The following is a 25,943-nucleotide window of genomic DNA, read 5'->3' on the forward strand; positions in this document are numbered from 1 at the left end:
GGTCAGGCGCCGAGCGCGTAGCGGGTGAAGAGGACGCCGTCCTCCTCCAGCAGCTGCACCAGCCGGGGCCGGACGACCTCCGGGAGCGTGGCGGGCACCAGCCGCGTGTCGCCGCCGACCAGCGCGGGAGCGAGGGTGAGGTCGAGCTCGTCGACACAGCGGGCCGCGAGCGCCGCGGCGAACAGCGCCGGGCCGCCCTCGCAGACGACCTGCTCCAGTCCGCGCGCCGCGAGGAGGTCCAGCGCGGTCGGCAGGTCGACGTCGTCGTCGCCGCAGACCAGCACGGTCACGCCGGCCTCGGCGAGGGCCGCGCGGCGGGTGGCGTCGGCGGCGGCGCAGGTGACCAGGATCGTGGAGTCGACCGCCAGCTCGTCGCCCGGTGCCAGCGACGCGCGCCGCGAGACGACCGCGATCGGCGCGGTGGCGGGCCGGCCGAGTGCCGAGCGCAGCGCCCCGACGGCGGAGTCGGCCGCCACCGGCCGGTACCCCTCCGCGGTCGCCGTCCCGGCGCCGACGAGCACGACGTCGGCGAGCGCCCGCAGGGTCCGGAAGACCCGCTTGTCGCCGGGGGAGCCCAGCGCGCCGCTGCGTCCGTCGACGGCGATGGCGCCGTCGAGGGAGCCGACGAAGTTCACCCGCACCGACCGGCCGGTCAGCCGGTAGGCATCCGCGAGGCCCGCGTCGTCCAGCACGGCCGGGTCGGGATCCGGCAGCAGGCGGCGCACGTCAGGTGGTGGTGAGCACGGCGGCGCTCTCCGGCGGCAGTGTCACGGTCGGTCCGTCCAGATCGGGGTCGTCACCGGTGGAGAAGAGCACCCCGGTGGCCGTCCGGTCCAGCTCCACCTCGCGCGGCTCGCCGGACAGGTTGGCCACGACCCGCAGCGCGCCACGGTGCACGACCAGCCACCGGTCGTCGTCGTCCCAGCCGACCTGCACGCTCGACAGGTCCGGGTCGACCAGGTCCGGCTCGGCCTTGCGCAGGGCGAGCAGGGCCCGGGTGACCGCCAGCAGCCGGTCGTGCGGCTCCCGGGCGGGCTCGGACCAGTCCAGCTTCGACCGGGTGAACGTCTCCGGGTCCTGCGGGTCGGGCACCACGTCGGCGTCCCAGCCGTGCTCGGCGAACTCGCCGATCCGGCCCTTCGCCGTCGCCTCGCCCAGCTCCGGCTCGGGGTGGCTGGTGAAGAACTGCCACGGCGTGCTCGCGCCCCACTCCTCGCCCATGAACAGCATCGGCGTGAACGGGCTGGTCAGCACGATGGTCGCGCCCACGGCGAGCAGGCCGGGGGAGACCGACGCCGAGATGCGGTCGCCGACGGCGCGGTTGCCGATCTGGTCGTGGTCCTGCAGGTAGCCGAGGAACTTCCAGCCCGGCAGCAGGGCGGTGTCGACCGCCCGGCCGTGGTGCCGGCGGCGGAACGACGACCACGCGCCGTCGTGGAAGAAGGCGCCGGTCAGTGTCTTGGCCAGCCCGCCCAGACCGGCCTCTGCGAAGTCGGCGTAGTAGCCCTGCCCCTCGCCGGTCAGGACCGAGTGCAGGGAGTGGTGGAAGTCGTCGCTCCACTGCGCGGTCAGCCCGAGACCGCCGGCCACCCGCGGGGTCACCATGCGCGGGTCGTTCAGGTCGCTCTCGGCGATCAGGGTCAGCGGCCGGCCGACGGCGACCGAGAGCTTGTCGACCTCCTGCGCCATCTCCTCCAGCACGTGGGTGGCCCGCTCGTCGACCAGCGCGTGGACGGCGTCCAGCCGCAGCCCGTCGACGTGCATGTCCCGCAGCCACATCAGCGCGTTGTCGATGATGTAGCGGCGCACCTCGTCGGAGTCCGGCCCCGACAGGTTGACCGAGTTGCCCCAGGTGTTGGCGCCGCCCTCGGCGAAGATCGGCATGAACAGCGGCAGGTAGTTCCCGGACGGGCCGAGGTGGTTGTAGACGACGTCCTGGATCACGCCCAGCCCGCGCTGGTGGCAGGCGTCGACGAACCGCTGGTAGCCGGCCGGGCCGCCGTACTCCTCCTGGACCGCGTACCAGAGGACGCCGTCGTAGCCCCAGTTGTGCGTGCCGTTGAAGCCGTTGACCGGTAGCAGCTCCACGAAGTCGACGCCGAGCTCGACGAGGTGGTCCAGCTTCCCGATCGCCGCGTCGAGCGTGCCCTCGGGGGTGAACGTGCCGACGTGCAACTCGTAGACCACGCCGCCGGCCAGCGGACGGCCGGTCCACGCCCCGTCGGCCCAGCCGTACGAGGCCGGGTCGTAGCGGCGGGAGAGCCCGTGCACGCCCTCGGGCTGACGGCGCGACCGAGGGTCCGGCCGGGGAGTGTCGTCGTCGTCCAGCAGGAACCCGTAGTCGGCCTCGGGGGAGGCCTCGACCGCGGTGCGCCACCAGCCGTCGTCGTCCCGCTGCATGTCGTGGACGGCGCCCTCGACCTGGAGCCGGACCCGGGACGGGACCGGCGCCCAGACGGCGAACTCGACGGGCTCGGGCATGCGGGCATCCTCCAGGAACGGGCAGGTCGGACGGTGAGTGGCCTCCCTGCAGGGTCCCGCCGCGAGCGTGCGAGTGGTGGGGGGGCAGGGAGGTCCTTCGACATGCCCCGTCGCGCCGCCGCTCACACGGGGGTCCGGCCGGCGGACCGGCCGGACCCCCGGCTCACGCGCTCAGACGGCGAGCACCTGGCCGACGTGGATGCGGTTCGGGTTCGCGACGGTGCCGCGGTTCTTCGCCCACAGGGCCTGCCACCCGCCGCTGACCCGCTGGGTCGCGGCGATCTTGCCGAGCGTGTCGCCCGCGCGGACCACGTAGGAACCGCCGCCCGAGGGCGCGGCGGTTGGCGCCGGGGCGGGCGCGGCGGCGGGGGCGGGAGCCGCGGCGGGTGCCGGGGCGGCCGCGGCCGGGGTGGTCCCGTTCTGCAGGCGCCGGCCGCAGGTGGGCCACGCGCCCACGCCCTGGGTGGCGAGCACCCGCTCGGCGACCTCGATCTGCTGGGCGGGGGTGGCCAGGTCGGCGCGCGGGGCGAAGGCCGTGCCGCCGTGGCCGGCCCAGGTCTGCTGGCCGAACTGGAGGCCGCCGTAGTAGCCGTTGCCGGTGTTGATGTGCCAGTTGCCGCCGGACTCGCACTGGGCGACACCGCTCCAGTCGTGGGCCGGCGCGGCGGAGGCCGGTGCGGCGAGGACGCCGAGGCCGATGGCTGCCGCGCCGACGGCGACGGCGCCGCCGCGCAGGGTGCGGCGGACAGCGGTGCGGGGAGTGGACGTGGACATGGGTGATCCTCCGATCACCGCTTGCGGGGTGAGCTGTCGGGTTCGGGCGAATCGGTGCCCGGCCGCGCGGACGCGGCTTCACCCCGAGGCGCCTGCGCGTCGGCAGGCGCCGGAAACGTGGGTCCCCCACCCCCGTCCCGGTGGTGCAGGAGGTGACGGACTCCGGGGGACGGGGTTCAGCGGACCGGATCCGGCGCACGTTCTCGGACGAGCGGGCGCCGGGCCAAGGTAACGGCGGGATCACGCCGAGGCCTCCCGAGTCCCAGGCGTTCCGTACCGACACGCCCGGCGGGGCGGAGGCGGCGACGGACCGACCCGCTGGTCACGTCGTCGCCCCCGCCGAACGGTGTGAGTCCGGTCTCACTCGTGGACGAGGAGCGCCACCGGGAGGGCGGCCAGCACGGCGTCGGCCCGGAGCCCGGCGGCGTCGGAGACGAGCCGCTCGCCGGTGAGCACGTCGCGCCAGGCGCCGGTGGGCAGCGCGACCGCGGTGTCCCCCCAGCCGCTGCGGGCGAGCCCGACCGGCAGCCGCGTCGCGACCGTCACCGCACCCTCGCTGCCCTCGGCGCCCCGGTCGAAGGCGACGACGTGCTGCGCCGCCGGACCGGTCGCGGTCACCGGCGTGTAGCCGGCGAACAGCTCGGGGGAGTCCCGGCGCAGCCGCAGCACTCGGGAGACGACCAGGAGCTTGGCCGCGCCGGTCTCGTCGACCGGCGGCACCCAGCCCTCGTCGAGCCGGCCCAGCAGCTGCCGGCGCAGGTCGTAGTCGACCGGCCGGCGGTTGTCCGGGTCGACCAGGGAGTGGTCCCACAGCTCGGTGCCCTGGTAGACGTCCGGCACCCCGGGGAGGGTCAACTGCACCAGCTTCTGCGTCAGCGAGTTCGACCAGCCGGGCAGCGCGATCCGCTCGACGAAGGCGTCCAGCTCGGCCGTCGTCGCCGGGTCGTCGAACGCCGCGTCGACCATCGCGTGCAGCTGCGCCTCGAACGCCTCGTCCTGGTCGGTCCAGGTCGTCGAGAGGCCCGCCTCGCGGGCCGCCTTCTCGGCGAACGCCTGCGCCCGCTCCCGGGACAGCGGCCAGGCGCCGACCAGGTTCTGCCACACCAGGTGCGCCAGGGGCCGGTCGGGGAGGGGGTGGCGGTCGAGCAGGCCGCGCACCAGACCCGCCCACTCGTCCGGCAGCTCGGCCAGGACGGCGAGCCGCGCGCGGGTGTCCTCGCTGCGCTTGGTGTCGTGGGTCGACAGCGTCGTCATCGCCAGCGGCTTGCGCTCCAGCCGGTGTGCCTGCGCCGCGTGGAACTCCTCGACGGAGCTGCCGAACCGCGCCGGGTCGCCACCGACCTCGTTGAGCATCGCGAAGCGGGCCCACCGGTAGTAGGCGCTGTCCTCGACGCCCTTGGCCATGACCGGGCCGCTGGTCTGCTCGAAGCGGGTGGCCGCCTCCGTCCCGGCCGAGGCCAGCACCGGGTGCAGGGCGTCCAGCGCCGCGGTGAGGTCCGGCCGCCGCTCGCGGACCGCGGCCACGGTCGCGTCCAGGTGCTCGCGGCCGTCGGGCAGGTAGCTGCGGTAGACGTCGAAGGAGGCCAGTAGCTCGGCCAGCGCCTCGGTCTGCTGTGCCGTCTCGACCCCCGGCAGCTCGCCGATCACGCGGACGAGCCGGTTGACCTCCGAGCCGAGGATGCCGTCGGTGACCTCGCGCTTGGAGTCGTGCACCAGTTGCGCGTAGTCCACGGGCGCACCGGCCAGCTCGGTGTCCAGTGCGGTCAGCGCCGCCTCGCCCGCCGGGTCGACCAGCACCTGGTCGACCTCGCTCAGCGCGTCGTAGCCGGTCGTCCCCGCGGTCGCCCAGCCCTCCGGCAGGTCCTCCCCGGGCTCGAGGATCTTCTCCACGACCGTCCACCGGTCACCGGACAGCCGGGCAAGTCTTTCCAGGTATGCCCTGGGATCTGCCAGCCCGTCGGGATGGTCGATCCGCAGGCCGTCGACCGCACCGGACTCGACCAGCTCCAGCACCAGCCGGTGCGTGGCCGCGAACACCTCCGAGTCCTCCGCGCGCAGCCCGGCGAGGGTGTTGATCGCGAAGAACCGCCGGTAGTTCAGGTCGGCGTCCGCGCGCCGCCAGTCGACCAGCTCGTAGTTCTGGCGGGCGTGCACCTCCTGCGGGGTGCCCTGCTCCGTGCCCGGGGCGAGCGGGAAGCGGTTGTCGTAGTAGCGCAGCTCGCCGTCCACCACCTCCAGCTTCTCCAGGTCGTCGGCCGACCCCAGGACGGGGAGGCGCACCTTCCCGCCGCCGAAGTCCCAGTCGATGTCGAAGGCCGCCGCGTGCTGGCTGTCCCGGCCGTGCTGCAGCACGTCCCACCACCACGGGGCCTCGGCCGGGTCGGCGACGCCCATGTGGTTGGGCACCAGGTCGAGCACCAGGCCCAGGCCCCGCTCGTGCAGCGCGGCCACCAGCCGGTCGAGGCCCTCGCGGCCGCCGCGGGCCTCGTCGACGTGCTCGTGGTCGACGGTGTCGTAGCCGTGCGTGCTCCCCGCCGCCGACCGCAGCAGCGGCGAGGAGTACGCGTGGCTGACCCCGAGGGCCGCCAGGTGGTCGACGACGGCGGCCGCGTCGTCGAGGGTGAAGTCGGCGGTCACCTGCAGCCGGTAGGTCGCCGTCGGGACGGCGCGGCGGTCGGGCGTCGACGTCATGCGGCGGCCTGCAGCACCACGGTGGAGCGGGCCTGCACGGTCAGCGTCTCGCCGGCCTTGAGCTCGACCGGCTCGACCGCACCGAGCTCCGCGGTGTCCACCACGACCGTCCAGCCCTCGGCGTACTCCGACGGCGGGGCGGTGAACTCGATCGGCTCGGAGGAGGCGTTGAAGGCCAGGTAGAAGCAGTCGTCGACGACGTCCTCGCCGCGCTCGTCGGTCTCGCGGATGCCGTGGCCGTTGAGGTACATGGCCAGCGACTTCGCGAAGCCGACGTCCCAGTCCTCGTCCTCCATGACCTCGCCGCCGGGGGTGAACCAGGCGACGTCCTGCACCGGGTCGCCCTCGGCACGGCGCACCGGCCGGCCGTGGAAGAACCGCCGACGGCGGAACGTCGGGTGGTCGCTGCGGAGCTTGGTCACCAGCTTGGTGAACTCCAGCAGCCCCTCGTCGACGCTCTCCCAGTCGATCCAGGTCAGCTCGGAGTCCTGGCAGTAGCCGTTGTTGTTGCCGTTCTGCGTCCGGCCCAGCTCGTCGCCGTGCAGCAGCATGGGCACGCCCTGGCTGAGCATCAGGGTGACCAGGAAGTTCCGCTGCTGACGGGCCCGCAGCGCCAGGATCTCCGGGTCGTCGGTGGGGCCCTCCGCGCCGTGGTTCCAGCTGCGGTTGTGGCTCTCGCCGTCGTTGTTGCCCTCGCCGTTGGCCTCGTTGTGCTTCTCGTTGTAGGAGACGAGGTCGCGCATCGTGAAGCCGTCGTGCGCGGTGACGAAGTTGATGCTCGCCACCGGGCGCCGGCCCGAGTGCTTGTAGAGGTCGGCCGAGCCCGAGATCCGGCTGGCGAACTCGCCGATGGTGGCGTCCTCGCCGCGCCAGAAGTCGCGGACGGTGTCGCGGTACTTGCCGTTCCACTCGGTCCACAGCGCGGGGAAGTTGCCGACCTGGTACCCGCCGTCGCCGACGTCCCAGGGCTCGGCGATGAGCTTGACCTGGCTGACGACCGGGTCCTGGTGGACCAGGTCGAAGAACGCCGAGAGGCGGTCCACCTCGTGGAACTGGCGGGCCAGGGTGGAGGCGAGGTCGAAGCGGAAGCCGTCGACGTGCATCTCGGTGACCCAGTAGCGCAGCGAGTCCATGATCAGCTGCAGCGACTGCGGCACCCGGACGTTGAGCGAGTTCCCGGTGCCCGTGGTGTCCATGTAGTACTGCTCGTCGCCCTCGACCAGCCGGTAGTACGTCCGGTTGTCGATGCCCTTCATGGACAGCGTCGGGCCCATGTGGTTGCCCTCGGCCGTGTGGTTGTAGACGACGTCGAGGATGACCTCGATGCCCGCCTCGTGCAGGGCCCGGACCATGCCCTTGAACTCCTGCACCTGCTGGCCGTCGCTGTTCTGGGCGTACTCGTTGTGCGGGGCGAAGAAGCCGATCGTGTTGTAGCCCCAGTAGTTGCGCAGGCCCTTCTGCAGGAGCGTGTCGTCCTGGACGAACTGGTGCACCGGCATGAGCTCGATCGCGGTGATCCCGAGGTCCTGCAGGTGCTCGATCACCGCGGGGTGGGCGATGCCGGCGTAGGTGCCGCGCAGCTCGTCGGGCACCCGGGGGTGGGTCATCGTCAGGCCCTTCACGTGGGCCTCGTAGATGACGGTCCTGTTGTAGGGGGTCTTCGGCGGCCGGTCGACGCCCCAGTCGAAGTACGGGTTGACGACGACGGACTTCGGCATGTGCGGCGCGGAGTCGTCGTCGTTGCGGTCACCGGACTCGAACCGGTATCCGAAGCAGGCCTCGTCCCAGTCGATCGAGCCGTCGATGGCCTTCGCGTAGGGGTCCAGCAGCAGCTTGTTCGGGTTGCAGCGGTGCCCGTTCTCCGGCTCGTAGGGGCCGTACACGCGGAAGCCGTAGCGCTGCCCGGGCTGGATGCCGGGGAGGAAGGCGTGCCAGACGTACCCGTCCATCTCGGGGAGCCGGATCCGCTCCTCGTTGCCCGCGTCGTCGAACAGGCAGAGCTCGATCTTCTCGGCGACCTCGCTGAAGATGGCGAAGTTCGTGCCGGTGCCGTCGTAGGTGGCACCCAACGGGTAGGCGCTGCCGGGCCACACCTGGGTCATGCGGGGATCCTCCTGCGGTGTGCCCCCGTCGTCTCCGGGGGCGGTGGCCTCCCGCCGCGGCCGTCGGCAGGAGGTCGGGGCGATGCCGCCCCGGCAGCCGGATGCCCCCGCCGGGAGCCCGGCACACCTCCCGGAGATGTCGGAAGCGACACGTTCCGGAGCGTCATCGCGCCGGTCACCGGGCGCGGACGTACGACGCCCCCCACGGCGGTGCCGTGAGGGGCGTCGTACGCAGAAGGGGCGGTCCCGCCGGGGTCCGACCTCGCCCGGTGGACCCGGGTGGCGCTGGTCCCCGGCCGGAACCGCTCCTGCGCGCGGGACACTATCGGTCCCGGCGCCCGATGACGAGCACTCCCGGCCCCCGCGCGCAACTGCCCGGTCCCATCCGGCACGGCCGTCGCACCGGCGTCGTCCGTCACACCCGCCGTTCTGTCGCACCCCCGTCGTACCGTCGTCGCGTGCGAGCGAAGACCGACCTCAAGCGGCCCACGCGGGGGCGCTTCCGCGTCGTCAGCGACTTCCAGCCCTCCGGCGACCAGCCGGCGGCGATCAAGGCGCTGACCGAGCGGGTGAACGCGGGCGACGAGCACACGGTCCTGCTCGGCGCCACCGGCACCGGGAAGTCGGCGACCACCGCCTGGCTGATCGAGCAGGTGCAGCGGCCCACCCTGGTGATGGCCCCGAACAAGACCCTCGCCGCGCAGCTGGCCAACGAGTTCAAGGAGCTCTTCCCGGACAACGCGGTCGAGTACTTCGTCAGCTACTACGACTACTACCAGCCCGAGGCCTACGTCCCGCAGACGGACACCTACATCGAGAAGGACTCCTCGGTCAACGAGGAGGTCGAGCGGCTGCGGCACTCGGCCACCAACAGCCTCTTCACCCGGCGCGACGTGATCGTGGTCGCCACGGTGTCCTGCATCTACGGCCTCGGCACGCCCGAGGAGTACGTCGAGCGGGCACTGAAGATCAAGGTGGGGGAGGAGCGCGACCGCGACGACCTGCTGCGCACCCTCGTCACCGAGCAGTACACCCGCAACGACCTCTCCTTCACCCGCGGCACGTTCCGGGTGCGCGGCGACACGATCGAGGTCTTCCCGGTCTACGAGGAGCTCGCCGTCCGGATCGAGATGTTCGGCGACGAGGTGGAGCGGCTGTACTACCTGCACCCGCTGACCGGTGAGGTCGTGCGCGAGGTCGACGAGATGTTCGTCTTCCCCGCCACGCACTACGCCGCGGGCCCGGACCGCATGGAGCGGGCGATCGTGTCGATCGAGGCCGAGCTCGAGCAGCGGCTGGCCGAGATGGAGCGGCAGGGCAAGCTCCTGGAGGCCCAGCGGCTGCGCATGCGCACCACCTACGACATCGAGATGATGCGCCAGGTCGGCTTCTGCTCCGGCATCGAGAACTACTCCCGGCACATCGACGGCCGCGCGCCGGGCTCGGCCGGCTCCTGCCTGCTCGACTACTTCCCCGACGACTTCCTGCTGGTCATCGACGAGTCGCACGTGACGGTGCCGCAGATCGGCGGCATGTACGAGGGCGACATGAGCCGCAAGCGCACCCTCGTGGAGCACGGCTTCCGGCTGCCCTCGGCGATGGACAACCGGCCGCTGAAGTGGGAGGAGTTCACCGACCGGATCGGCCAGGTCGTCTACCTCTCGGCGACGCCGGGCAACTACGAGCTCGGCCGCACCGGTGGCGAGTTCGTCGAGCAGGTCATCCGGCCCACCGGGCTCATCGACCCCGAGGTCGTGGTGAAGCCGACGAAGGGCCAGATCGACGACCTGGTCCACGAGATCCGGGTGCGGACGGACAAGGACGAGCGGGTCCTGGTCACCACGCTGACCAAGAAGATGGCCGAGGACCTCACCGACTACCTGCTCGAGATGGGCATCAAGGTCCGGTACCTGCACTCCGAGGTCGACACGCTCCGCCGGGTGGAGCTGCTGCGCGAGCTGCGGCAGGGCGAGTACGACGTCCTGATCGGCATCAACCTGCTGCGCGAGGGTCTCGACCTGCCCGAGGTCTCGCTGGTCGCGATCCTCGACGCGGACAAGGAGGGCTTCCTCCGGTCGGGCACCTCCCTGATCCAGACGATCGGGCGTGCGGCCCGCAACGTCTCCGGCCAGGTGCACATGTACGCCGACAAGATCACCCCGTCGATGGCGCAAGCGATCGACGAGACCAACCGGCGCCGCGAGAAGCAGGTCGCCTACAACACCGAGCACGGCATCGACCCGCAGCCGCTGCGCAAGAAGATCGTCGACATCCTCGACGGCATCTACCGCGAGGCCGAGGACGGCGCGGCCGGCGAGCTGCTCGGCGGCTCCGGGCGGCAGCAGTCCCGCGGGAAGTCGCCGGTGCCGGGGCTGTCGTCGAAGGCGCAGGCGGCCAAGGGCAAGGGGAAGGCCGGGTCGATCGACGTCGAGGGCCTGCCGCGCAACGAGCTGGCCGACCTCATCACGCAGATGAACGAGCAGATGCTGTCCGCCGCCCGGGAGCTGCAGTTCGAGGTGGCGGCCCGGCTGCGCGACGAGCTGCAGGAGCTGAAGAAGGAGCTCCGCCAGTTCGACGCCGCGCACGCCTAGCAGGGAGGTGCTCGTGGACCGGGAGGAACTCGTCGCCCACTGCCTGGCCAAGCCGGGGGCGGAGGAGACCTACCCCTGGGGGGAGGTCGAGCTCGTGGCCAAGGTCGGCGGCAAGGCGTTCGCCTTCCTCGGCCCCCGCACCGTCGGGGTGAAGTGCGGCCGCGACTCCGCCGAGGCCGCGGAGTGGCGGGACCGCTACCCCGGCGCGGTGACGGTGAGCGCCTACATCGGCCGGTACGGCTGGAACGCCGTCGACTTCACCGGGCCGGTGCCCGACGACGACGTGCGCGAGCTCATCGACACCTCCTACGACGCGATCGTCCAGGCGCTGCCGAAGAGCAGGCGGCCCACCTGAGAGGGAGGTCACCGGCCGGCGGGAACTCGACGCCGGCCCGCGGCGTTCTCCCCTCTGAGACCGCCTGACGCGACGGCCCGATGCTCCGCGCCCCGGGACGACGCAGCGGGCGGGCTCACGTGGAGGGGAGTATCCCTACGCGGCAGTGTCGTCAGTACGAGGTCCGATGACCTCCGGCGCTGCCGGTCACGAGGCCCTGGGCTCGCGGCGGGAGAGACCTCCGGTACCGACACCTCTCTGTCGACCGGAGGAAACACGCATGGACGTCCCCACCTGGGTCTGGGCCCTGACCGTCGCCGGCGTCGTGGCGATGATCGTCTTCGACTTCGTCGGCCACGTGCGCACCCCGCACGCCCCCACGCTGCGGGAGTCCGCGACCTGGTCGGGCGTCTACGTCGGGATCGCCGTCCTGTTCGGGCTCGGCGTCCTCTGGTTCGCCGGGCCCCAGTACGGCGGCGAGTACTTCGCCGGCTACATCACCGAGAAGAGCCTCTCGGTGGACAACCTCTTCGTCTTCGTCCTGATCATGGCCAGCTTCGCGGTGCCCCGGCAGCTGCAGCAGAAGGTGCTGCTGTTCGGCATCGCCTTCGCGCTGGTGCTTCGCACCGTCTTCATCCTCGTCGGCGCCGCGGCCATCGAGAACTTCAGCTGGGTCTTCTACCTCTTCGGCGCGATCTTGATCTACACCGCGTACGTCCAGGCCAAGAGCGGCGGGCACAGCGGCGACGACCACTACGAGGAGAACAGCGTCCTGCGGCTCGTGCGCCGGGTGCTGCCGACCACCACGGAGTACCACTCCGACCGGCTGGTCACGAAGGTCGACGGCAAGCGGTTCATCACCCCGCTGATGATCGCGCTCATCGCGATCGGCAGCGCCGACGTCATCTTCGCCGTCGACTCCATCCCGGCGATCTTCGGCCTGACCCAGGAGACCTACCTGGTGTTCGCCGCCAACGCGTTCTCCCTGCTGGGTCTGCGCCAGCTCTTCTTCCTCATCGACGGCCTGCTCGACCGGCTCGTCTACCTGGCCTACGGCCTGGCGGTCATCCTCGGCTTCATCGGCGCCAAGCTCGTCATCCACGCGCTGCACACCAACGAGCTGTCGTTCGTCAACGGGGGCGAGCACATCACCCTGATCCCCGAGGTGCCCACCTGGCTGTCGCTCGCGGTCATCCTCGGGACGCTGCTCGTCACCACGGTCGCCAGCCTCCGCAAGGACCGCCGGACCCGCGCCGCCGCCGCGGAGGCGCCGGCCGAGTCTCCCGCCGTCGAGCCGGCCGGGGAGTCCCGGTGACGGCGCCGCAGCTGGGCCGGTCGCGGTCGGCCGAGGTCCCCGGCGCCCGGCTGGGGACCGTCCTCGAGCTCGCCGACGAGCTCACCGACGTCTTCCGCGCCACCGACCGCGTGGTCGAGCGGGTGGAGGAGGCCACCGGGCTGCGCCGCGGGGAGCTGGCGGCGCTGCTGGCCGTCGCGGAGGGCGCCCGGCACCCCCGGGCGGTCGCCCGGCGCAGCGGTCAGGTGGACGACGCCGGTGACGCGACCACCGAGGCACTGCTCCGCCGGGGCCTGCTCCGGCGGGGCCGGCACCCCGCCGCCCCGGCGGGCGCGGCCGGCGCCACGGTCCTCGAGGTCACCCAGTCCGGCCGGGCCGTGCTGCAGCAGGCGGAGGGCCTGCGCATCCGGGCGCTGGACTCCCTGGTCGGCGTGCTCGGCCCCCGGGACACGGCCGTGCTGCGCGCCGCCGTCCGGGCGCTCGCGGAGGCTCTGGAGAACGCCTCCGAGGATCCGCACGCGGTGTCGCGAAAACGACTCCCGCCGGGTCCCGGCACCCCTCGGCCCGTAGAGTCCTGACCCGTGCATGAGCTCCCCGTCTGGTTCGAGATCGCGACCTTCGTGGGGCTCACCGCTCTGCTCCTGGCCGACCTGGTCATCGTCGCCCGCCGCCCGCACGAACCCTCCATGAAGGAGGCCGGCCTCTGGGTCGGCTTCTACGTGGGCCTGGCGCTGGTCTTCGGCGCGGTGCTGTGGGCGATCACCGATTCGCAGTTCGGCACGGAGTTCTACGCCGGCTGGCTGACCGAGTACTCGCTCTCGGTCGACAACCTGTTCGTCTTCGTGATCATCATGGCGCGGTTCCGGGTGCCCCGGCCGCTGCAGCAGGAAGTGCTGATGGTGGGGATCATCATCGCGCTCGTCCTGCGCGGGATCTTCATCCTGCTCGGCGCCGCGCTGATCACCCGGTTCACCTGGGTCTTCTACATCTTCGGCGCGTTCCTCGTGTACACCGCGATCAACCTCGTGCGGAACCGTGGCGAGGAGGAGGACTTCGAGGAGAACGCGTTCATCCGGTCGATGCGCCGGGTGCTGCCGATCACCGGGGAGTTCCACGGCGCGAAGCTGCGGGTCCTGGAGAACGGCAAGAAGTTCTGGACCCCGATGATCATCGTCTTCCTGGCGCTGGGCACCACGGATCTGATCTTCGCCCTCGACAGCATCCCGGCGATCTTCGGCCTGACCAAGGAGCCGTTCATCGTCTTCACGGCGAACGTCTTCGCGCTGATGGGCCTGCGGCAGCTGTACTTCCTGCTCGGTGGCCTCCTCCAGCGGCTGGTCTACCTCTCGCTGGGCCTGGCCGTGATCCTCGCCTTCATCGGCGTCAAGCTGGTGATGGAGGCGCTGCACGACAACACGCTGCCGTTCATCAACGGCGGGGAGCACATCGAGTCGGTGCCCACGATCCCCATCTGGCTGTCCCTGACGATCATCCTCGGCGTCATCCTGATCGCGACCGTGGCCAGCCTGGTCAAGACCCGGGGGCAGTTCTCCACCGAGGCGGCCGAGACCGCCGACGTCGCCGACACGACCACCGCCGTCGGCCCGGCGGCCTCGGCGGAGGCGGAGTCCACGAACGCCGCGGTGGCGGAGGAGATCGGCCAGGACGGACGTCGGCAGGGCTGATCCCGGCCCGCTAGCGTCGGCGCCCGTGCGTCCCGACGACCTGGCCCTCCTGCGCACGCCGGGCATCCCGGCGGTCGCGCCGGACGGGCGGATCGCCGTCGTCGCGGTGACCCGGCCCGACGTCGGGGAGAACGGGTACCGCGGCCGGCTCTGGGCGGTGCCCACCGACGCGTCGGCGCCGGCCCGGCCGCTCACCTCCGGGGGCTGCGCCAGCCACCCGGCGTTCTCACCGGACGGGCGATGGCTGGCCTATCTCGCGGCGGCGGACAGCGGGCCGCCCCAGGTGCACGTCCTGCCCACCGCCGGGGGCGCGCCGCGGCGGCTGACCGGCGCTCCGCTCGGCGCCGGGGCGCCGGTGTGGTCCCCGGACTCGCGGCGACTGGCCTGGACCGCGCCGACCGGCGGCCCCGCGGACCCCGACGCCCCGCGGCTGATCACCCCGCGGCGGTCCCGTCCGGACGACCTCGGCCCGCTCGCCGACCGGCGGAGCTCGGTGCACGTCCTCGACCTCCCCGACCTGCTCGCCGACGACGACGCCGTCCTCCCGGTGCCGCGGCTCGTCGGCGACCCGGACGACGACTGCACCGGGGTGACCTGGAGTCCTGACGGCGCGGCGCTCGCCGTCGTCGCCCGCCGCGCCGCAGGGTCCCTTGCCGACCTGGTCGTCGTCCGCGCGGACGGCTCCGACGCACGCCGGCTCGTCTCCGGCGCGGCGGTGGGCGGCAGCCCGGCCTGGGCGCCCAGCGGGGACCACGTGTGGCTGGTCACCGCGGACGCGCCGGGGGAGGCCTCCCTCTGCCGGGTGCCGGTCGACGGGGGCACCCCCGAGCCGGTACCGGTGCACGGGGCAGTGGTGGCGGGGCCGCTGGTCGACGGGCGCGGCATCCTGGTCGGCGTCGCGCGGCGGGGGGCGGTGGAGCTGCTGCGGTTGCTCCCGGCCGGGGGCGACCCCGAGGTCCTCGTCGAGGGCCCGTTCACGGTGCGCGGGGTGGCGTCGGCGGGGGGCGTCGTCGTCGCGACGGTCGGCCACGACGGGTCGGCGGGGGAGCTCATCGCCGTCACGCCCGGGAGGCGGCGGCTGCTGACCGCGTTCGGCAGCCCCCTCGCGGCGACCGGCCGGGTGCACCGGGCCACGCCCCTCGCGGCGTCGGCCGCCGACGGCTCCCCGGCAGCCGGCCGGGTCACCGTGCCCCCCGGCGCGGGTCCGCACCCGGTCCTCCTGCACGTCCGCCCCGGAAACGGGGGCTGGGTCCTGGATGACGACGTCCAGGTCGCCGTCACCGGGGGGCTGGCGGTCGTGCAGGCCGACGAGGGCGACGCCGACGCCGTCCTCGCCCTCCTCGACGCGGCCCTCGAGGACCCGCGACTCGACGCCGGCCGGGTCGGCGTGGCCGGCGGCGCGCTCGCCGTCGAGCTGATCCGCCGCAGCGACCGGTTCGCCGCCGCCGTCCTCGAGTTCGCGCCGCCGGACGACCCGCCGGCCGACGCCGTCGCCGCGCCGACCCTGGTGGTCTGCGGGGAGCGGGACCTGCGGGGGCCGGGGATCGCCTTCTCGGCCGAGCTCGAGCGCCGGGGCGTGGACACCGAGCTCCTGCTGTTCCCCGCGGAGGGAGCCGACCTCGCCCGATCCGGCCGGACGGCCGCCCGGGTGGCCCGACACGAGCACCTGCTGCGCTGGTGGGCCCGGCAGCTGGGCGCCGCGGACCGGCACCGGGGTCGCCGGACCCACTAGCGTTCCGGCATGGCGCTCATCTATCCCGTCGCGGCCGACCTGCCCGAGCCGGAGGACGGCTCCGAGCCCGACTTCGCGGAGCTGGCCGCGGACCTGTCCGACACGTGGCTGGTCGAGGTGGCCGTGGAGGACGACGGCGACGACGCCTGCTTCGGTCCGCTCACCGCCCACTCCGCGTGGAACCTCGCCGTCGACGTCGACCAGCGGCGACCCGAGTGGCTGGTCTCGGTCGTGCCGCTGCACGTGGCCGGGACCGCCGACGAGCTGGTCGCGCTCTTCGACGAGGACGACGAGGGCTAGCCGCTCGGGGTGGCCGCGCGGAGGTGCCGGCCGCCGCCCCCGGTCCGACACTCGGGAGGTGTCCCGGGCCGGTCTCCAGCGAGCAGCCGCCTTCGCCGGACCCGCGCTCCTGGCCCCGCTCCTGGTCCTGGTGTCCACCCGACGGGACGGGCTCGGCCTCAGCCCCGACTCGGTCGCCTACCTCGCGGCCGCCGACGGCGTCGCCTCCGGTCACGGCGTCGTCGGCCTGGACGGCCGGCCGCAGTCGCTCTACGCCCCCGGCCTGTCGTGGCTGCTGGCGCTCCCCGCGCACGGCGGGTTCGCCGTCGGGGCGGCGCGTGCGCTGAACCTCGTGTGTCTCGCCGCCGTCGTCCTCGGGCTCGGCTGGGTGCTGGACCGCTACGTGCGCCGGGCGGTCGCGGTCACCGCCGCGGGTGCCGCCGCCGTCTCGGCGCCGCTGCTCGCCGTTCACGGGTGGTTGTGGTCGGAGCCGCTGTACATCCTGCTGTCCGCCGTCCTCCTGGCCCTGCTCGGGCGGATCGCCGCGACGGGGCGGGCGCCGGCCCGGTGGGTGGTCGCGGCCGGGCTCGTCGCCGCCGCGGCGACGCTGGTGCGCTACGCGGGCGTCTCCCTGCTGCCGGTCGCGGTCGCCGTGCTCCTGCTGCGGCCCGTCCCGTGGCCGCAGCGGATCCGTGCCGGGATCCTCTTCGGCGTCGCCTACGCCGTCCCCGTCGGCGGCTGGCTGCTCCGCAACGTCGCGCTGACCGGCGACCCCTCCGGTGAGCGGGTGGCCAACGCGCTCTCCGTCCGGGACGTCCTCACCGGCGGGGTCACCACGGTCGCGCGCTGGCTGACGCCCGGCGACCTCTCCCTCGACGCGCGGCTGTGGTCGACGGCGCTGCTGGTCGCCGGGGTCGCCGCGCTCGCGGTCGCGGCCCGCCGGGCCGGGCCGGCGGACCCGCGCGCCGCCGTGCTGGGCGTCGCGGCCGGGGCGGTGGTCCTGTCCTTCGCCGTCCTCGTCGCGATGACCGCCGGCGCGAACGTCAACGTGCTGGGCCTGCGGCTGCTGTCCCCGCTGGTCGTCCCGCTGGTCGCGGCCCTCGCCGTGTCCGCGGACCTCGTCCTGGACCGGCTGCCCCGGCCGGGGCGGCTGCTCTGCGCGGCGGCGATGGTCGGAGTCGCGGCCTGGTGCCTCCTCCCGGCCACGGTGCGGCAGGTGTCGGCGGCCGGCGAGGACGCGCTGTCGTTCACCCGCGGACCGTGGCAGTCGGCGGACAGCCGCGACCTGGTGGCGGCCGTACCGTCCGGCGCCACCGTCGTCAGCGACGACCCCTGGGGCGTCTGGTTCCTGACCGGTCGGGCGGTCTCGGAGAGCCCGCGTGAGCATTACCACGCCTCGGACCGGGTGCCGCCGCACGACCTGGACGCCCTCCGCGCGGCGGTGCGGGCGGGGCCCACCTACCTCGTCTGGTTCGACCGTCCGGCGTCGGACTACCACCTGACCCCGGCGGACCTGCGCGACGACGTCGAGCTGACCGCCGTCGGACGCACGGACGTCGGCGCGGTCTACCGGGTCACGGCGACGGCCGGGCCGCGGCCCACGTAGGCGCTCGCTCACTGCGCCGCTCAGGCGACTCACGGGCCGAGCCCGCCCCGACATCGGTGTCGCGCCGCTGACCACGGCGTTCTCCGTCTGGGTTGCTGTTCTGCATCGCCCGTCCCTCCTCGTCGCGGGGTGCGGTAGAACTCGCCCGACTCACAACTGTGGAGGCCCGATGTCTCGTCAAGGAGGACACAGGCTCCTGTGGGGGTTCTCCGCGTGTGCCCTCGCCCTGGTGCCGGCGTGTGGGGGTGGCGCCGATGTCGACGCCCCGGTGGTCCCCAGCCCGCCGGCGGAATTCGCGGCGACGGCGGAGGTCGACCGCGCGCTGCAGGTCGTGGCCGGCGCCGGCGCGGCGTGGATCCTGTCGGAGGTGGACGGCGGCGCCTCGGTCTCCCGGCTCGACCACACCGGGGAGCTGACCGAGGTCGCGCGGCTGACGGGTCTGCGGCACGGGATGGCGACCTATGGCGACGGCGTCGTCGTGGCGCGCGTCAGGTGCGACGGTGACGACTGCGAGGACACCGTGGCCGAGGTGCGGGTGCTGGACCGGGCCGGGGAGACCGTGGCCGAGGAGGAGATCGCGCGCAGGGAGGGGGCTCCCTACTGCGAGTCGGGCACCTGCGACTCGGTCGACATCCTCGGGGTGGACGGGGACGCGGTCTGGCTGGAGACCTCCGACATCCTGCCGATGTCCGCCGAGACGTTCGTGTCCTGGGACCCGGGCACGGGGGAGACGAGCTCCGACCGTCCGCAGGACCCGGGTGAGGACTGGTATCCCGCGTTCCCCGGCTACCCGGACCCGAGGCCGTATCTGAGCCCGCCGAGTTTCGAACGCGCCCCCGAGGCGGTCGCCTTCGGCCAGGGGGACCAGGTGTTCGTCCTCGACGCACCCGGTCAGATCCGACGCGTTGTCGGCTCCGCGGGGGCGCCGCGTGAGGAGGAGCCCCTCGAGGTGCCGGCCGACGTCTTCTCCCAGGACCACGGCCCGACGCCGATGCTGCTGTTCGACGCCAGCCCGACCGTCCTCGTCGGGTGCATCACGCACGAGTGGCCGTCCGCCCGGTGCTGGATCGGTTCGCGATGACCCGAGCTCCCCGACGAGTCCCCGGCCTGCTCGTCGCGGGAGCCGTGGGCGTCCTCATCGCGACGTCTGCGTGCACCGGAGGCGGGGGCGACGCGCAGGAGCCGGCCGTGCCCAGCGTGCCGAGCGAGTTCGCGGCGACCTTCGACGTCGAGTCGCTCATCGCACTGGTCGCGGGGGAGGGGCAGGCGTGGGTCCTGAGGGCGGACGGCGACCGCGCTGCGCTCTCGCGGATCGACCACACCGGCCGGTCCACCGACGTCGTCCGCCTGCCCGGTCAGGAGTTCGCCATGGCGGCCTACGGCGACGGCGTCGTCGTCACGCGCCGCGCCTGCGCGGCGGAGGAGTGCGAGGCGCGAGCGGTCAAGGTGCTGGTCGTGGACGCCGCGGGCGCGACGGTCGCCGAGGACGAGTTCGCCCGTGAGTTCGGCGGCCTCGAGATCGTCGGACAGGGCAGTGGGATCGAGCTGATCGGCGTCCAGGAGGACGTCGTCTGGGTCGACACCGGTGGGCAGTTGATCGGGTACGACGTCACGACCGGAGGAACCACTGTCGCCGAGGCGGATGAGCCAGGTGGCCTCGTCTGCGTCCTCGCGGACGGGCTCTACACCCTCGCGGTGGTGGACGAGGCCTACCTGGCCGGCGAGATACTCATCCCCGCGGAAGGTCCCGGTCCGGTGTTCGACGTCGAGATCCGGCGGTTGGTCGACGGTGTGTGGGCGCCGGTGCCGGACACTCGTCGAGGCCTGACCTACGACGAGATCTACTGGCAGGCGTGCACGGGTGGTGGCGTGCAAGCCGGCGGGGGCACCGCTCCGGGGCCGGTGTGGTCTGCCTCCTCCGGCTGGGTGGAGAGGGGGCCGTACCTGAGGTATCCCGACCTGGCGACGGCGCCCGAGCCGACGGCGCGAGGTTCGGCGGGCCAGTTGTTCGTCCTCGAGAGCGCGGGGTCGGTCCGCCGGTGGTTCGCCGGACCCGACGGGCCGATGAGCTCGCAGGTCCTGGAGGTGCCGGCCGACCTCTTCGTGCAGCTCTACGAGCCGCAGGTGCAGCTGACGTTCGACGCGAGCGACACGGTCGTCACCGGGTGCGTCCAGCGGCAGCAGGACCAGCAGTCCGCTCGCTGCTGGCTCGGCTCACGCTGAGTGGGGCGGTCGGACATCAGGGCTCGCGTGGGAGGCCTGGGTCGGTGCTCGGATCGCTGTGGGACGGGACCGTTGCCTGGCGGACGCCTCATCGGGGACGGTTCCACCGTCGGTGGCAGAGCTCCCCGGCGGCTCGACGACGAGTCACCAGCCGCGGGCGCGCCACTCCGCGAGGGCCGGCCGCTCGGCGCCGAGCGTGGTGTCCCCGCCGTGGCCGGGGTAGACCCAGGTCTCGTCGGGCAGCGGCCGGAAGAGCCGCTCCTCGACGTCGTCCAGCAGGCTGGTGAAACGGGCCGGGTCCTTCTGGGTGTTGCCGACCCCGCCGGGGAACAGGCAGTCGCCGGTGAACAGGTGCGGGCCGGTGTCCCCGCGCCCGCGCCACAACAGCGCGATGCTGCCCGGCGTGTGCCCGCGGAGGTGGATCACCTCGAGGTCGTGCTCGCCCACGCGGACGGTGTCGCCGTGCTGCACCGGGCGCTCGACCGGCACCGGCAGGTCCGCGGCGTCGGCGGGGTGGGCGACGGTCAGCGCTCCGGTCGCGGCGACCACCTCCGGCAGGGCGCGGTGGTGGTCCCAGTGCCCGTGCGAGGTGACGACGGTGCGCAGGTCGGCGTCCCCGATCAGCGCCAGCAGCGCCTCGGCGTCGGTGGCCGCGTCGATGAGCAGCGCCTCGCCGGTCGCCTCGTCGCGCAGGAGGTAGGCGTTGTTGTCCATCTCGCCGACGGCGAGCTTGGCGACGGTCAGCCCCGGCAGCTCGCGGACGGCGGCCGGGCCACCCACCGTGACGGCCCCGGTGTACGGATCGGTGCTCATCCTCGACTCCCTCCGGGAACTGTCGGCGGCCGCGGCTACGGTCCTGGGCATGGACGCTAGCGGAGGTCTGCCCGGCTCCACCCCCCGTCCGCTGGTGGGGCTGCCCGCGACCGAGATCGCCGCCCGCGTGCGGTCGGGGGAGCTCACCGCCGTCGAGGTGGTGCGCGCGCACCTGGCCCACCTCGACGCGGTCGAGCCGCGGATCGGCGCCTTCCGGGTGGTCCGCCGCGAGGCGGCGCTGGCCGAGGCGGCGGCGGTCGACGCGTCGCCCGACCGGGCCCGGCTGCCCCTGGCCGGTGTCCCCGTGGCGATCAAGGACAACGTCGCCGTCGCCGGCGAGATCGCCACCGACGGCTCGTCCGCCGGCCGGCCCGTCCCGGCGACCGCGGACCACCCGGTCGTCTCCCGGCTGCGGGAGGCCGGCGCCGTCGTGCTCGGCATCACCCGCGTGCCGGAGCTGTGCCTGTACGCCTCGACCGACTCCGCCGGCGCGGTCGCCCGCAACCCCTGGGACACCGCTCGCTCGCCGGCCGGCAGCTCCGGGGGCAGCGCCGCCGCGGTCGCCGCGGGCGTGGTCCCGCTCGCGCACGGCAACGACGGCATGGGCTCGCTGCGGCTGCCCGCCGCCGCCTGCGGCCTGGTCACCGTCAAGCCCGGCCGGGGCGTGCTGCCCGGCGGCATCGGCGCCGACGACTGGTCGGGCATGGCCGTCAACGGCGCGCTCACCACCACCGTGGCCGACCAGGCCCTCGCCCTCGCCGTGCTGGCGGGGGAGGAGCCCGCGGCGCCGGCCGATCCGGGGCCGCTGCGGATCGCGGTCAGCCTCCGGTCGCCGGTGCCGGGGGTGCGGGCAGACCGCGCCGCCCGCGCGGCGGTGGAGGAGACCGCCGAGCTGCTGCGGCAGGCGGGGCACAGCGTCGTCCGGCGCGACCTGGTCGTCCCGACCGAGGCCGCCGTCGCCGGGCTGGTCCGCTGGTTCGCCGGCGCGGAGGACGACGCGGAGTTCCTCGGTCTCTCGCGTGCGGCGCTGGAGCCGCGCAGCCGCACCCACGCCCGGCTGGGCCGCGCCGCCCGCCGGCTCGACCTGGTCCGGCCGGGGCCGGCCGACCGGTTCCGCGCCCGCACGGAGGCCTTCTTCGCCGACGTCGACGTGCTGCTCACCCCGGTGACCACCGGCCCGCCGCTGGCCGCGCGGCCGTGGCACGAGCGCGGTTTCCTGGCCAACGTGACGGCCAACGCGCGGTGGGCCCCGTTCGCCTCGCCGTGGAACCTCGCGGGTGTCCCGGCGGCGTCGGTCCCGGCCGGCACCCGGCCCGAGGGGTGGCCCCTGGCGGTCCAGCTGGTCGGCCCCCCGGGAGCCGAAGGACGACTACTCTGGCTGGCCGGAGATCTGGAACGCCGGCGGCCGTGGCGCCGTCACGCGCCGGTCTTCGACCCCCTCCCGTCGCCGGCCGCGGCGGCCGCCTGAGCAGCTCTGTTCTGCACGGCTGCCCCCTCCCGCCGACGCGGCCCCGGCCGACCACCCGAGCACACCGACCGACAGGACACCCATGGACCGCCTCGTCGTCCGCGGCGCCCGCGAGCACAACCTCAAGGACGTCGACCTCGACCTGCCGCGCGATGCGCTGATCGTCTTCACCGGACTGTCGGGCTCGGGCAAGTCGAGCCTCGCGTTCGACACGATCTTCGCCGAGGGCCAGCGGCGCTACGTCGAGTCGCTGTCGGCCTACGCCCGGCAGTTCCTCGGCCAGATGGACAAGCCGGACGTCGACTTCATCGAGGGCCTGTCGCCCGCGGTCTCGATCGACCAGAAGTCGACCAACCGCAACCCGCGGTCGACCGTCGGCACGATCACCGAGGTCTACGACTACCTGCGCCTGCTCTACGCGCGGGCCGGCCAGCCGCACTGCCCCAACTGCGGCAAGCCGATCTCCCGGCAGACCCCGCAGCAGATCGTCGACCAGGTGCTCGCCATGGAGGAGGGCACCCGGTTCCAGGTCCTGGCCCCGGTGGTCCGGGCCCGCAAGGGCGAGTACGTCGACCTGTTCAGCTCGCTGCAGACCCAGGGCTTCTCCCGCGTCCGGGTCGACGGCACCGTGCACCCGCTGACCGAGCCGCCGAAGCTCAAGAAGCAGGAGAAGCACTCCATCGAGGTGATCGTCGACCGGCTCACCGTCAAGGAGAGCGCCAAGCGCCGGCTCACCGACTCGGTGGAGACCGCGCTCGGGCTGGCCGGCGGCCTCGTCGTCCTCGAGTTCGTCGACCTGCCGGAGGGCGACCAGCACCGCGAGCGCACGTTCTCCGAGCACCTGGCCTGCGTCGACGACGGGCTGTCGTTCGAGGCCCTGGAGCCGCGCAGCTTCTCGTTCAACAGCCCGTTCGGCGCCTGCCCCGAGTGCACCGGCATCGGCACCCGCAAGGAGGTCGACCCGGAGCTGGTGGTCCCCGACCCGGGGAAGAGCCTGGCGCAGGGGGCGATCGCGCCGTGGGCCGGCTCGATGAGCAACGAGTACTTCCTCCGCCTGCTCACTGGCCTGTCGCAGCAGCTCGGCTTCTCGATGGACGACCCGTGGGAGCGGCTGCCCGCCAAGGTGCAGAAGGCCGTGCTGCACGGCTCGCCGGACCAGGTGCACGTCCGCTACAAGAACCGTTACGGCCGCGAGCGCAGCTACTACGCCGCGTTCGAGGGTGTCCTGCCGTTCCTGGAGCGCCGGCACGAGGACACCGACAGCGACTACATGAAGGACAAGTACGAGGGCTACATGCGGGACGTCCCGTGCCCCGTCTGCCACGGCACCCGGCTCAAGCCGGAGATCCTCGCCGTCAAGCTCATGGACCGGTCGATCGCCGAGGTGACCGGGCTGTCGATCGGCGAGGCGTCGGAGTGGCTGAACTCCCTCGTGCTGGGGGAGCGGGAGCGGGCGATCGCCGACCGGGTGCTCAAGGAGATCCAGGCACGGCTGTCGTTCCTGGTCGACGTCGGGCTGGACTACCTGTCGCTCGACCGACCCGCCGCCACCCTGGCCGGTGGTGAGGCCCAGCGGATCCGGCTGGCCACCCAGATCGGCTCGGGGCTGGTCGGCGTCCTCTACGTCCTCGACGAGCCGTCGATCGGCCTGCACCAGCGGGACAACACCCGGCTCATCGAGACGCTGATCCGGCTGCGGGACATGGGCAACACGCTCATCGTCGTCGAGCACGACGAGGACACGATCAAGATCGCCGACTGGGTGGTCGACATCGGCCCGGGCGCCGGCGAGCACGGCGGCGAGGTCGTGGTGAGCGGCACCGTCGCCGACCTGCTGGCCAGCGAGCGGTCGCTCACCGGCCAGTACCTGTCCGGCCGCAAGGAGATCACCGTCCCGGCGAAGCGGCGCGAGCCCACGCCCGGCCGGGAGCTGGTGGTCAAGGGCGCGCGGGAGCACAACCTCAAGGGCATCGACGTCACGTTCCCGCTGGGCGTGCTCGTCGGCGTCACCGGTGTCTCCGGCTCCGGCAAGTCGAGCCTGGTCAACGACATCCTCTACACGGTGCTGGCCAACGAGCTGAACCGTGCGCGGCAGGTGCCCGGCCGGCACCGCACCATCACCGGCCTGGAGCACCTGGACAAGGTGGTGCACGTCGACCAGTCGCCGATCGGCCGCACCCCGCGGTCGAACCCCGCCACGTACACCGGGGTCTGGGACGCCGTCCGCAAGCTGTTCGCGCAGACGACCGAGGCGAAGATGCGGGGCTACCTGCCCGGCCGCTTCTCCTTCAACGTCAAGGGCGGCCGCTGCGAGGCCTGCTCGGGCGACGGCACGCTGAAGATCGAGATGAACTTCCTGCCCGACGTCTACGTGCCGTGCGAGGTCTGCAAGGGCGCCCGGTTCAACCGGGAGACCCTCGAGGTGCACTACAAGGGCAAGACGGTCGCCGAGGTGCTCGACATGCCCATCGAGGAGGCCGCGGACTTCTTCGCCGCCATCCCCTCGATCGCCCGCTACCTGCGCACCCTCACCGAGGTGGGGCTGGGCTACGTGCGGCTCGGGCAGCCGGCCACCACGCTCTCCGGCGGCGAGGCGCAGCGTGTCAAGCTGGCCAGCGAGCTGCAGAAGCGCAGCAACGGCCGCAGCATCTACGTCCTCGACGAGCCCACCACCGGCCTGCACTTCGAGGACATCCGCAAGCTGCTGCTGGTGCTCCAGGGCCTGGTCGAGAAGGGCAACTCGGTCATCGTCATCGAGCACAACCTCGACGTGATCAAGAGCGCCGACTGGCTGATCGACATGGGTCCCGAGGGCGGGTTCCGCGGCGGCACGGTCGTCGCCGAGGGGCCGCCGGAGTTCCTCGCGACGGTGGAGGAGAGCCACACCGGCCGGTACCTGCGTCCGCTGCTGGACGCCGACGCCGTCGAGGCCGCCGCCGCGCCGAAGAAGCGGACTCGCAAGAAGGCCAGCTAGCCGGTGGAGGCCGGGGACGTCCGGGTGGACGCCGTCTCGGACGGGACGTTCGTCGTGCGCCGGAGCTACTTCGGCGACGACGTCGACCCCGGGGCGCAGCCCGCGTTCTTCGACCGTGGCGACGCGGCCTGGCTGCCGATCGGCTGCTTCGTCGTCCGCACCGGCGGCCGCGTGGTCCTCGTCGACGCGGGGCTGGGGCCGGAGCGGGACGAGCTGCCGGACGGCATGTCGCTCACCGGCGGCCAGCTCCCGACCGGCCTGCGGGCGCTCGGGGTGCGGCCGGACGACGTCACCGACGTGGTCTGCACCCACCTGCACAGCGACCACGTCGGCTGGCTGTTCGACCTGGCCGGCGAGCCGGTGTTCCCCGCGGCGACCGTCTGGTTCGGCGCGGGGGACCGGGCGCACTTCGTCGACGGTCCCGGCGAGATGGCCGCGCACGTCCGGGACGGCTTCCGGCGCTGGGCCGGCACCCCGCGGCTGCGCGCCCTGACCGGGGACGCCGAGGTCGCGCCCGGGATCGAGGCCGTGCTCACCCCCGGGCACACGCCGGGGCACCTGTGCCTGGCGGTGACTCCGCCGACCGGCGGGTGCTGCTCCTCGGCGACGCCATCACCTGCCCCGTCCAGCTCGCCGAGCCGGCCTGGCGGTCGATGGGAGACGTCGACCCGGCGACGGCCGCCCGCACCCGGCGGGAGCTGTGGCGGGCGCTCGCCGACCAGGGCACGACCGGGGTCGGCGCGCACTTCCCCCGCCTCGCGGAGGGGCAGGTCACCGCCGGCCCGGTCTGGGCCGAGGCGGCCGGCTGACGCGACCGCCGTCGGCTCACCCTCACCCCGCAGCGCTGCTGTCGCCCCGCGACCCGACAGGACCGCTGGGAGGTGACAGCGAGCGGC

The 25,943-nt window shown here is 73.5% G+C and carries 19 protein-coding genes and 1 riboswitch; of the genes, 13 read left to right on the forward strand and 6 right to left on the reverse strand.

What is annotated here, in order from left to right; all coding sequences use genetic code 11:
* Window positions 1-2: 2 nt before the first annotated feature.
* The 5 genes from N555_RS0112295 to glgX form a co-directional block, all read right to left on the reverse strand.
* Window positions 3-725 carry a dihydrofolate reductase family protein gene (locus N555_RS0112295; protein ID WP_029431790.1) on the reverse strand — a complete coding sequence of 241 codons (723 nt, stop codon included), beginning with the start codon at window positions 723-725 and terminating at the stop codon, window positions 3-5.
* 1 nt (window position 726) lies between these two features.
* Complete coding sequence (gene treZ / locus N555_RS0112300) at window positions 727-2,481, reverse strand: malto-oligosyltrehalose trehalohydrolase (protein ID WP_029431791.1); 1,755 nt, start codon at window positions 2,479-2,481, stop codon at window positions 727-729.
* 171 nt (window positions 2,482-2,652) lie between these two features.
* Window positions 2,653-3,255, reverse strand: a complete 603-nt coding sequence (locus N555_RS29115) for a LysM peptidoglycan-binding domain-containing protein (RefSeq protein ID WP_029431792.1) — start codon at window positions 3,253-3,255, stop codon at window positions 2,653-2,655.
* Between the two features lie 3 nt (window positions 3,256-3,258).
* A riboswitch (cyclic di-AMP (ydaO/yuaA leader) is annotated at window positions 3,259-3,447 on the reverse strand.
* A 168-nt stretch (window positions 3,448-3,615) separates the two neighbouring features.
* Window positions 3,616-5,946 carry a malto-oligosyltrehalose synthase gene (gene treY / locus N555_RS0112310; protein ID WP_029431793.1) on the reverse strand — a complete coding sequence of 777 codons (2,331 nt, stop codon included), beginning with the start codon at window positions 5,944-5,946 and terminating at the stop codon, window positions 3,616-3,618.
* Window positions 5,943-8,048, reverse strand: a complete 2,106-nt coding sequence (gene glgX / locus N555_RS0112315) for a glycogen debranching protein GlgX (RefSeq protein WP_029431794.1) — start codon at window positions 8,046-8,048, stop codon at window positions 5,943-5,945. Before glgX ends, treY begins: the two co-directional genes overlap by 4 nt.
* A 458-nt stretch (window positions 8,049-8,506) precedes the next feature.
* Between glgX and uvrB the strand changes: the two genes are divergently transcribed.
* The 10 genes from uvrB (at window position 8,507) to N555_RS0112365 (ending at window position 19,792) form a co-directional block, all read left to right on the forward strand.
* Window positions 8,507-10,639 (forward strand): excinuclease ABC subunit UvrB, encoded by a 2,133-nt coding sequence (uvrB, locus tag N555_RS0112320; RefSeq protein WP_029431795.1) that lies wholly within the window; start codon window positions 8,507-8,509, stop codon window positions 10,637-10,639.
* A gap of 13 nt (window positions 10,640-10,652) precedes the next feature.
* Window positions 10,653-10,994 carry an MmcQ/YjbR family DNA-binding protein gene (locus N555_RS0112325; protein ID WP_029431796.1) on the forward strand — a complete coding sequence of 114 codons (342 nt, stop codon included), beginning with the start codon at window positions 10,653-10,655 and terminating at the stop codon, window positions 10,992-10,994.
* 259 nt (window positions 10,995-11,253) lie between these two features.
* Window positions 11,254-12,288, forward strand: coding sequence for a TerC family protein (locus tag N555_RS0112330; RefSeq protein WP_029431797.1), 1,035 nt, complete (start codon window positions 11,254-11,256; stop codon window positions 12,286-12,288).
* Window positions 12,285-12,845, forward strand: a complete 561-nt coding sequence (locus N555_RS0112335; protein WP_029431798.1) for a hypothetical protein — start codon at window positions 12,285-12,287, stop codon at window positions 12,843-12,845. Before N555_RS0112330 ends, N555_RS0112335 begins: the two co-directional genes overlap by 4 nt.
* A gap of 3 nt (window positions 12,846-12,848) precedes the next feature.
* Complete coding sequence (locus tag N555_RS0112340) at window positions 12,849-13,952, forward strand: TerC family protein (RefSeq protein ID WP_034510331.1); 1,104 nt, start codon at window positions 12,849-12,851, stop codon at window positions 13,950-13,952.
* Window positions 13,953-13,977: 25 nt separating this feature from the next.
* Window positions 13,978-15,684: a S9 family peptidase gene (locus tag N555_RS0112345; RefSeq protein ID WP_051684022.1), complete on the forward strand. Its 1,707-nt coding sequence runs from the start codon at window positions 13,978-13,980 to the stop codon at window positions 15,682-15,684.
* A 9-nt stretch (window positions 15,685-15,693) separates the two neighbouring features.
* Entirely contained in the window at window positions 15,694-15,984 is a 291-nt protein-coding gene (locus N555_RS0112350; protein WP_029431801.1) for a hypothetical protein, read from the forward strand.
* 58 nt (window positions 15,985-16,042) lie between these two features.
* Window positions 16,043-17,569, forward strand: a complete 1,527-nt coding sequence (locus N555_RS0112355; RefSeq protein ID WP_029431802.1) for a hypothetical protein — start codon at window positions 16,043-16,045, stop codon at window positions 17,567-17,569.
* A 229-nt stretch (window positions 17,570-17,798) separates the two neighbouring features.
* On the forward strand, window positions 17,799-18,650 hold the full coding sequence (locus N555_RS0112360) for a hypothetical protein (protein ID WP_156036341.1): 852 nt from the start codon (window positions 17,799-17,801) through the stop codon (window positions 18,648-18,650).
* Window positions 18,651-18,757: 107 nt separating this feature from the next.
* Complete coding sequence (locus N555_RS0112365) at window positions 18,758-19,792, forward strand: hypothetical protein (protein WP_156036342.1); 1,035 nt, start codon at window positions 18,758-18,760, stop codon at window positions 19,790-19,792.
* A 144-nt stretch (window positions 19,793-19,936) separates the two neighbouring features.
* Here N555_RS0112365 and N555_RS0112370 read toward each other — a convergent pair whose 3' ends face one another.
* Window positions 19,937-20,605, reverse strand: coding sequence for an MBL fold metallo-hydrolase (locus tag N555_RS0112370; protein WP_029431805.1), 669 nt, complete (start codon window positions 20,603-20,605; stop codon window positions 19,937-19,939).
* Between the two features lie 49 nt (window positions 20,606-20,654).
* On the opposite strand from N555_RS0112370, the gene N555_RS0112375 reads away from it, so the two are divergent.
* The 3 genes from N555_RS0112375 to N555_RS25935 all read left to right on the forward strand — a co-directional run bounded on the left by N555_RS0112375 (window position 20,655) and on the right by N555_RS25935 (window position 25,932).
* Window positions 20,655-22,073 carry an amidase gene (locus N555_RS0112375; protein WP_051684023.1) on the forward strand — a complete coding sequence of 473 codons (1,419 nt, stop codon included), beginning with the start codon at window positions 20,655-20,657 and terminating at the stop codon, window positions 22,071-22,073.
* A gap of 82 nt (window positions 22,074-22,155) precedes the next feature.
* Window positions 22,156-25,047, forward strand: coding sequence for an excinuclease ABC subunit UvrA (gene uvrA, locus N555_RS0112380; RefSeq protein ID WP_029431807.1), 2,892 nt, complete (start codon window positions 22,156-22,158; stop codon window positions 25,045-25,047).
* 24 nt (window positions 25,048-25,071) lie between these two features.
* Entirely contained in the window at window positions 25,072-25,932 is an 861-nt protein-coding gene (locus N555_RS25935; protein ID WP_197028992.1) for an MBL fold metallo-hydrolase, read from the forward strand.
* Window positions 25,933-25,943 lie beyond the last annotated feature (11 nt).

Source organism: Blastococcus sp. URHD0036, from assembly GCF_000701365.1.
Classification (GTDB): domain Bacteria; phylum Actinomycetota; class Actinomycetes; order Mycobacteriales; family Geodermatophilaceae; genus Trujillonella.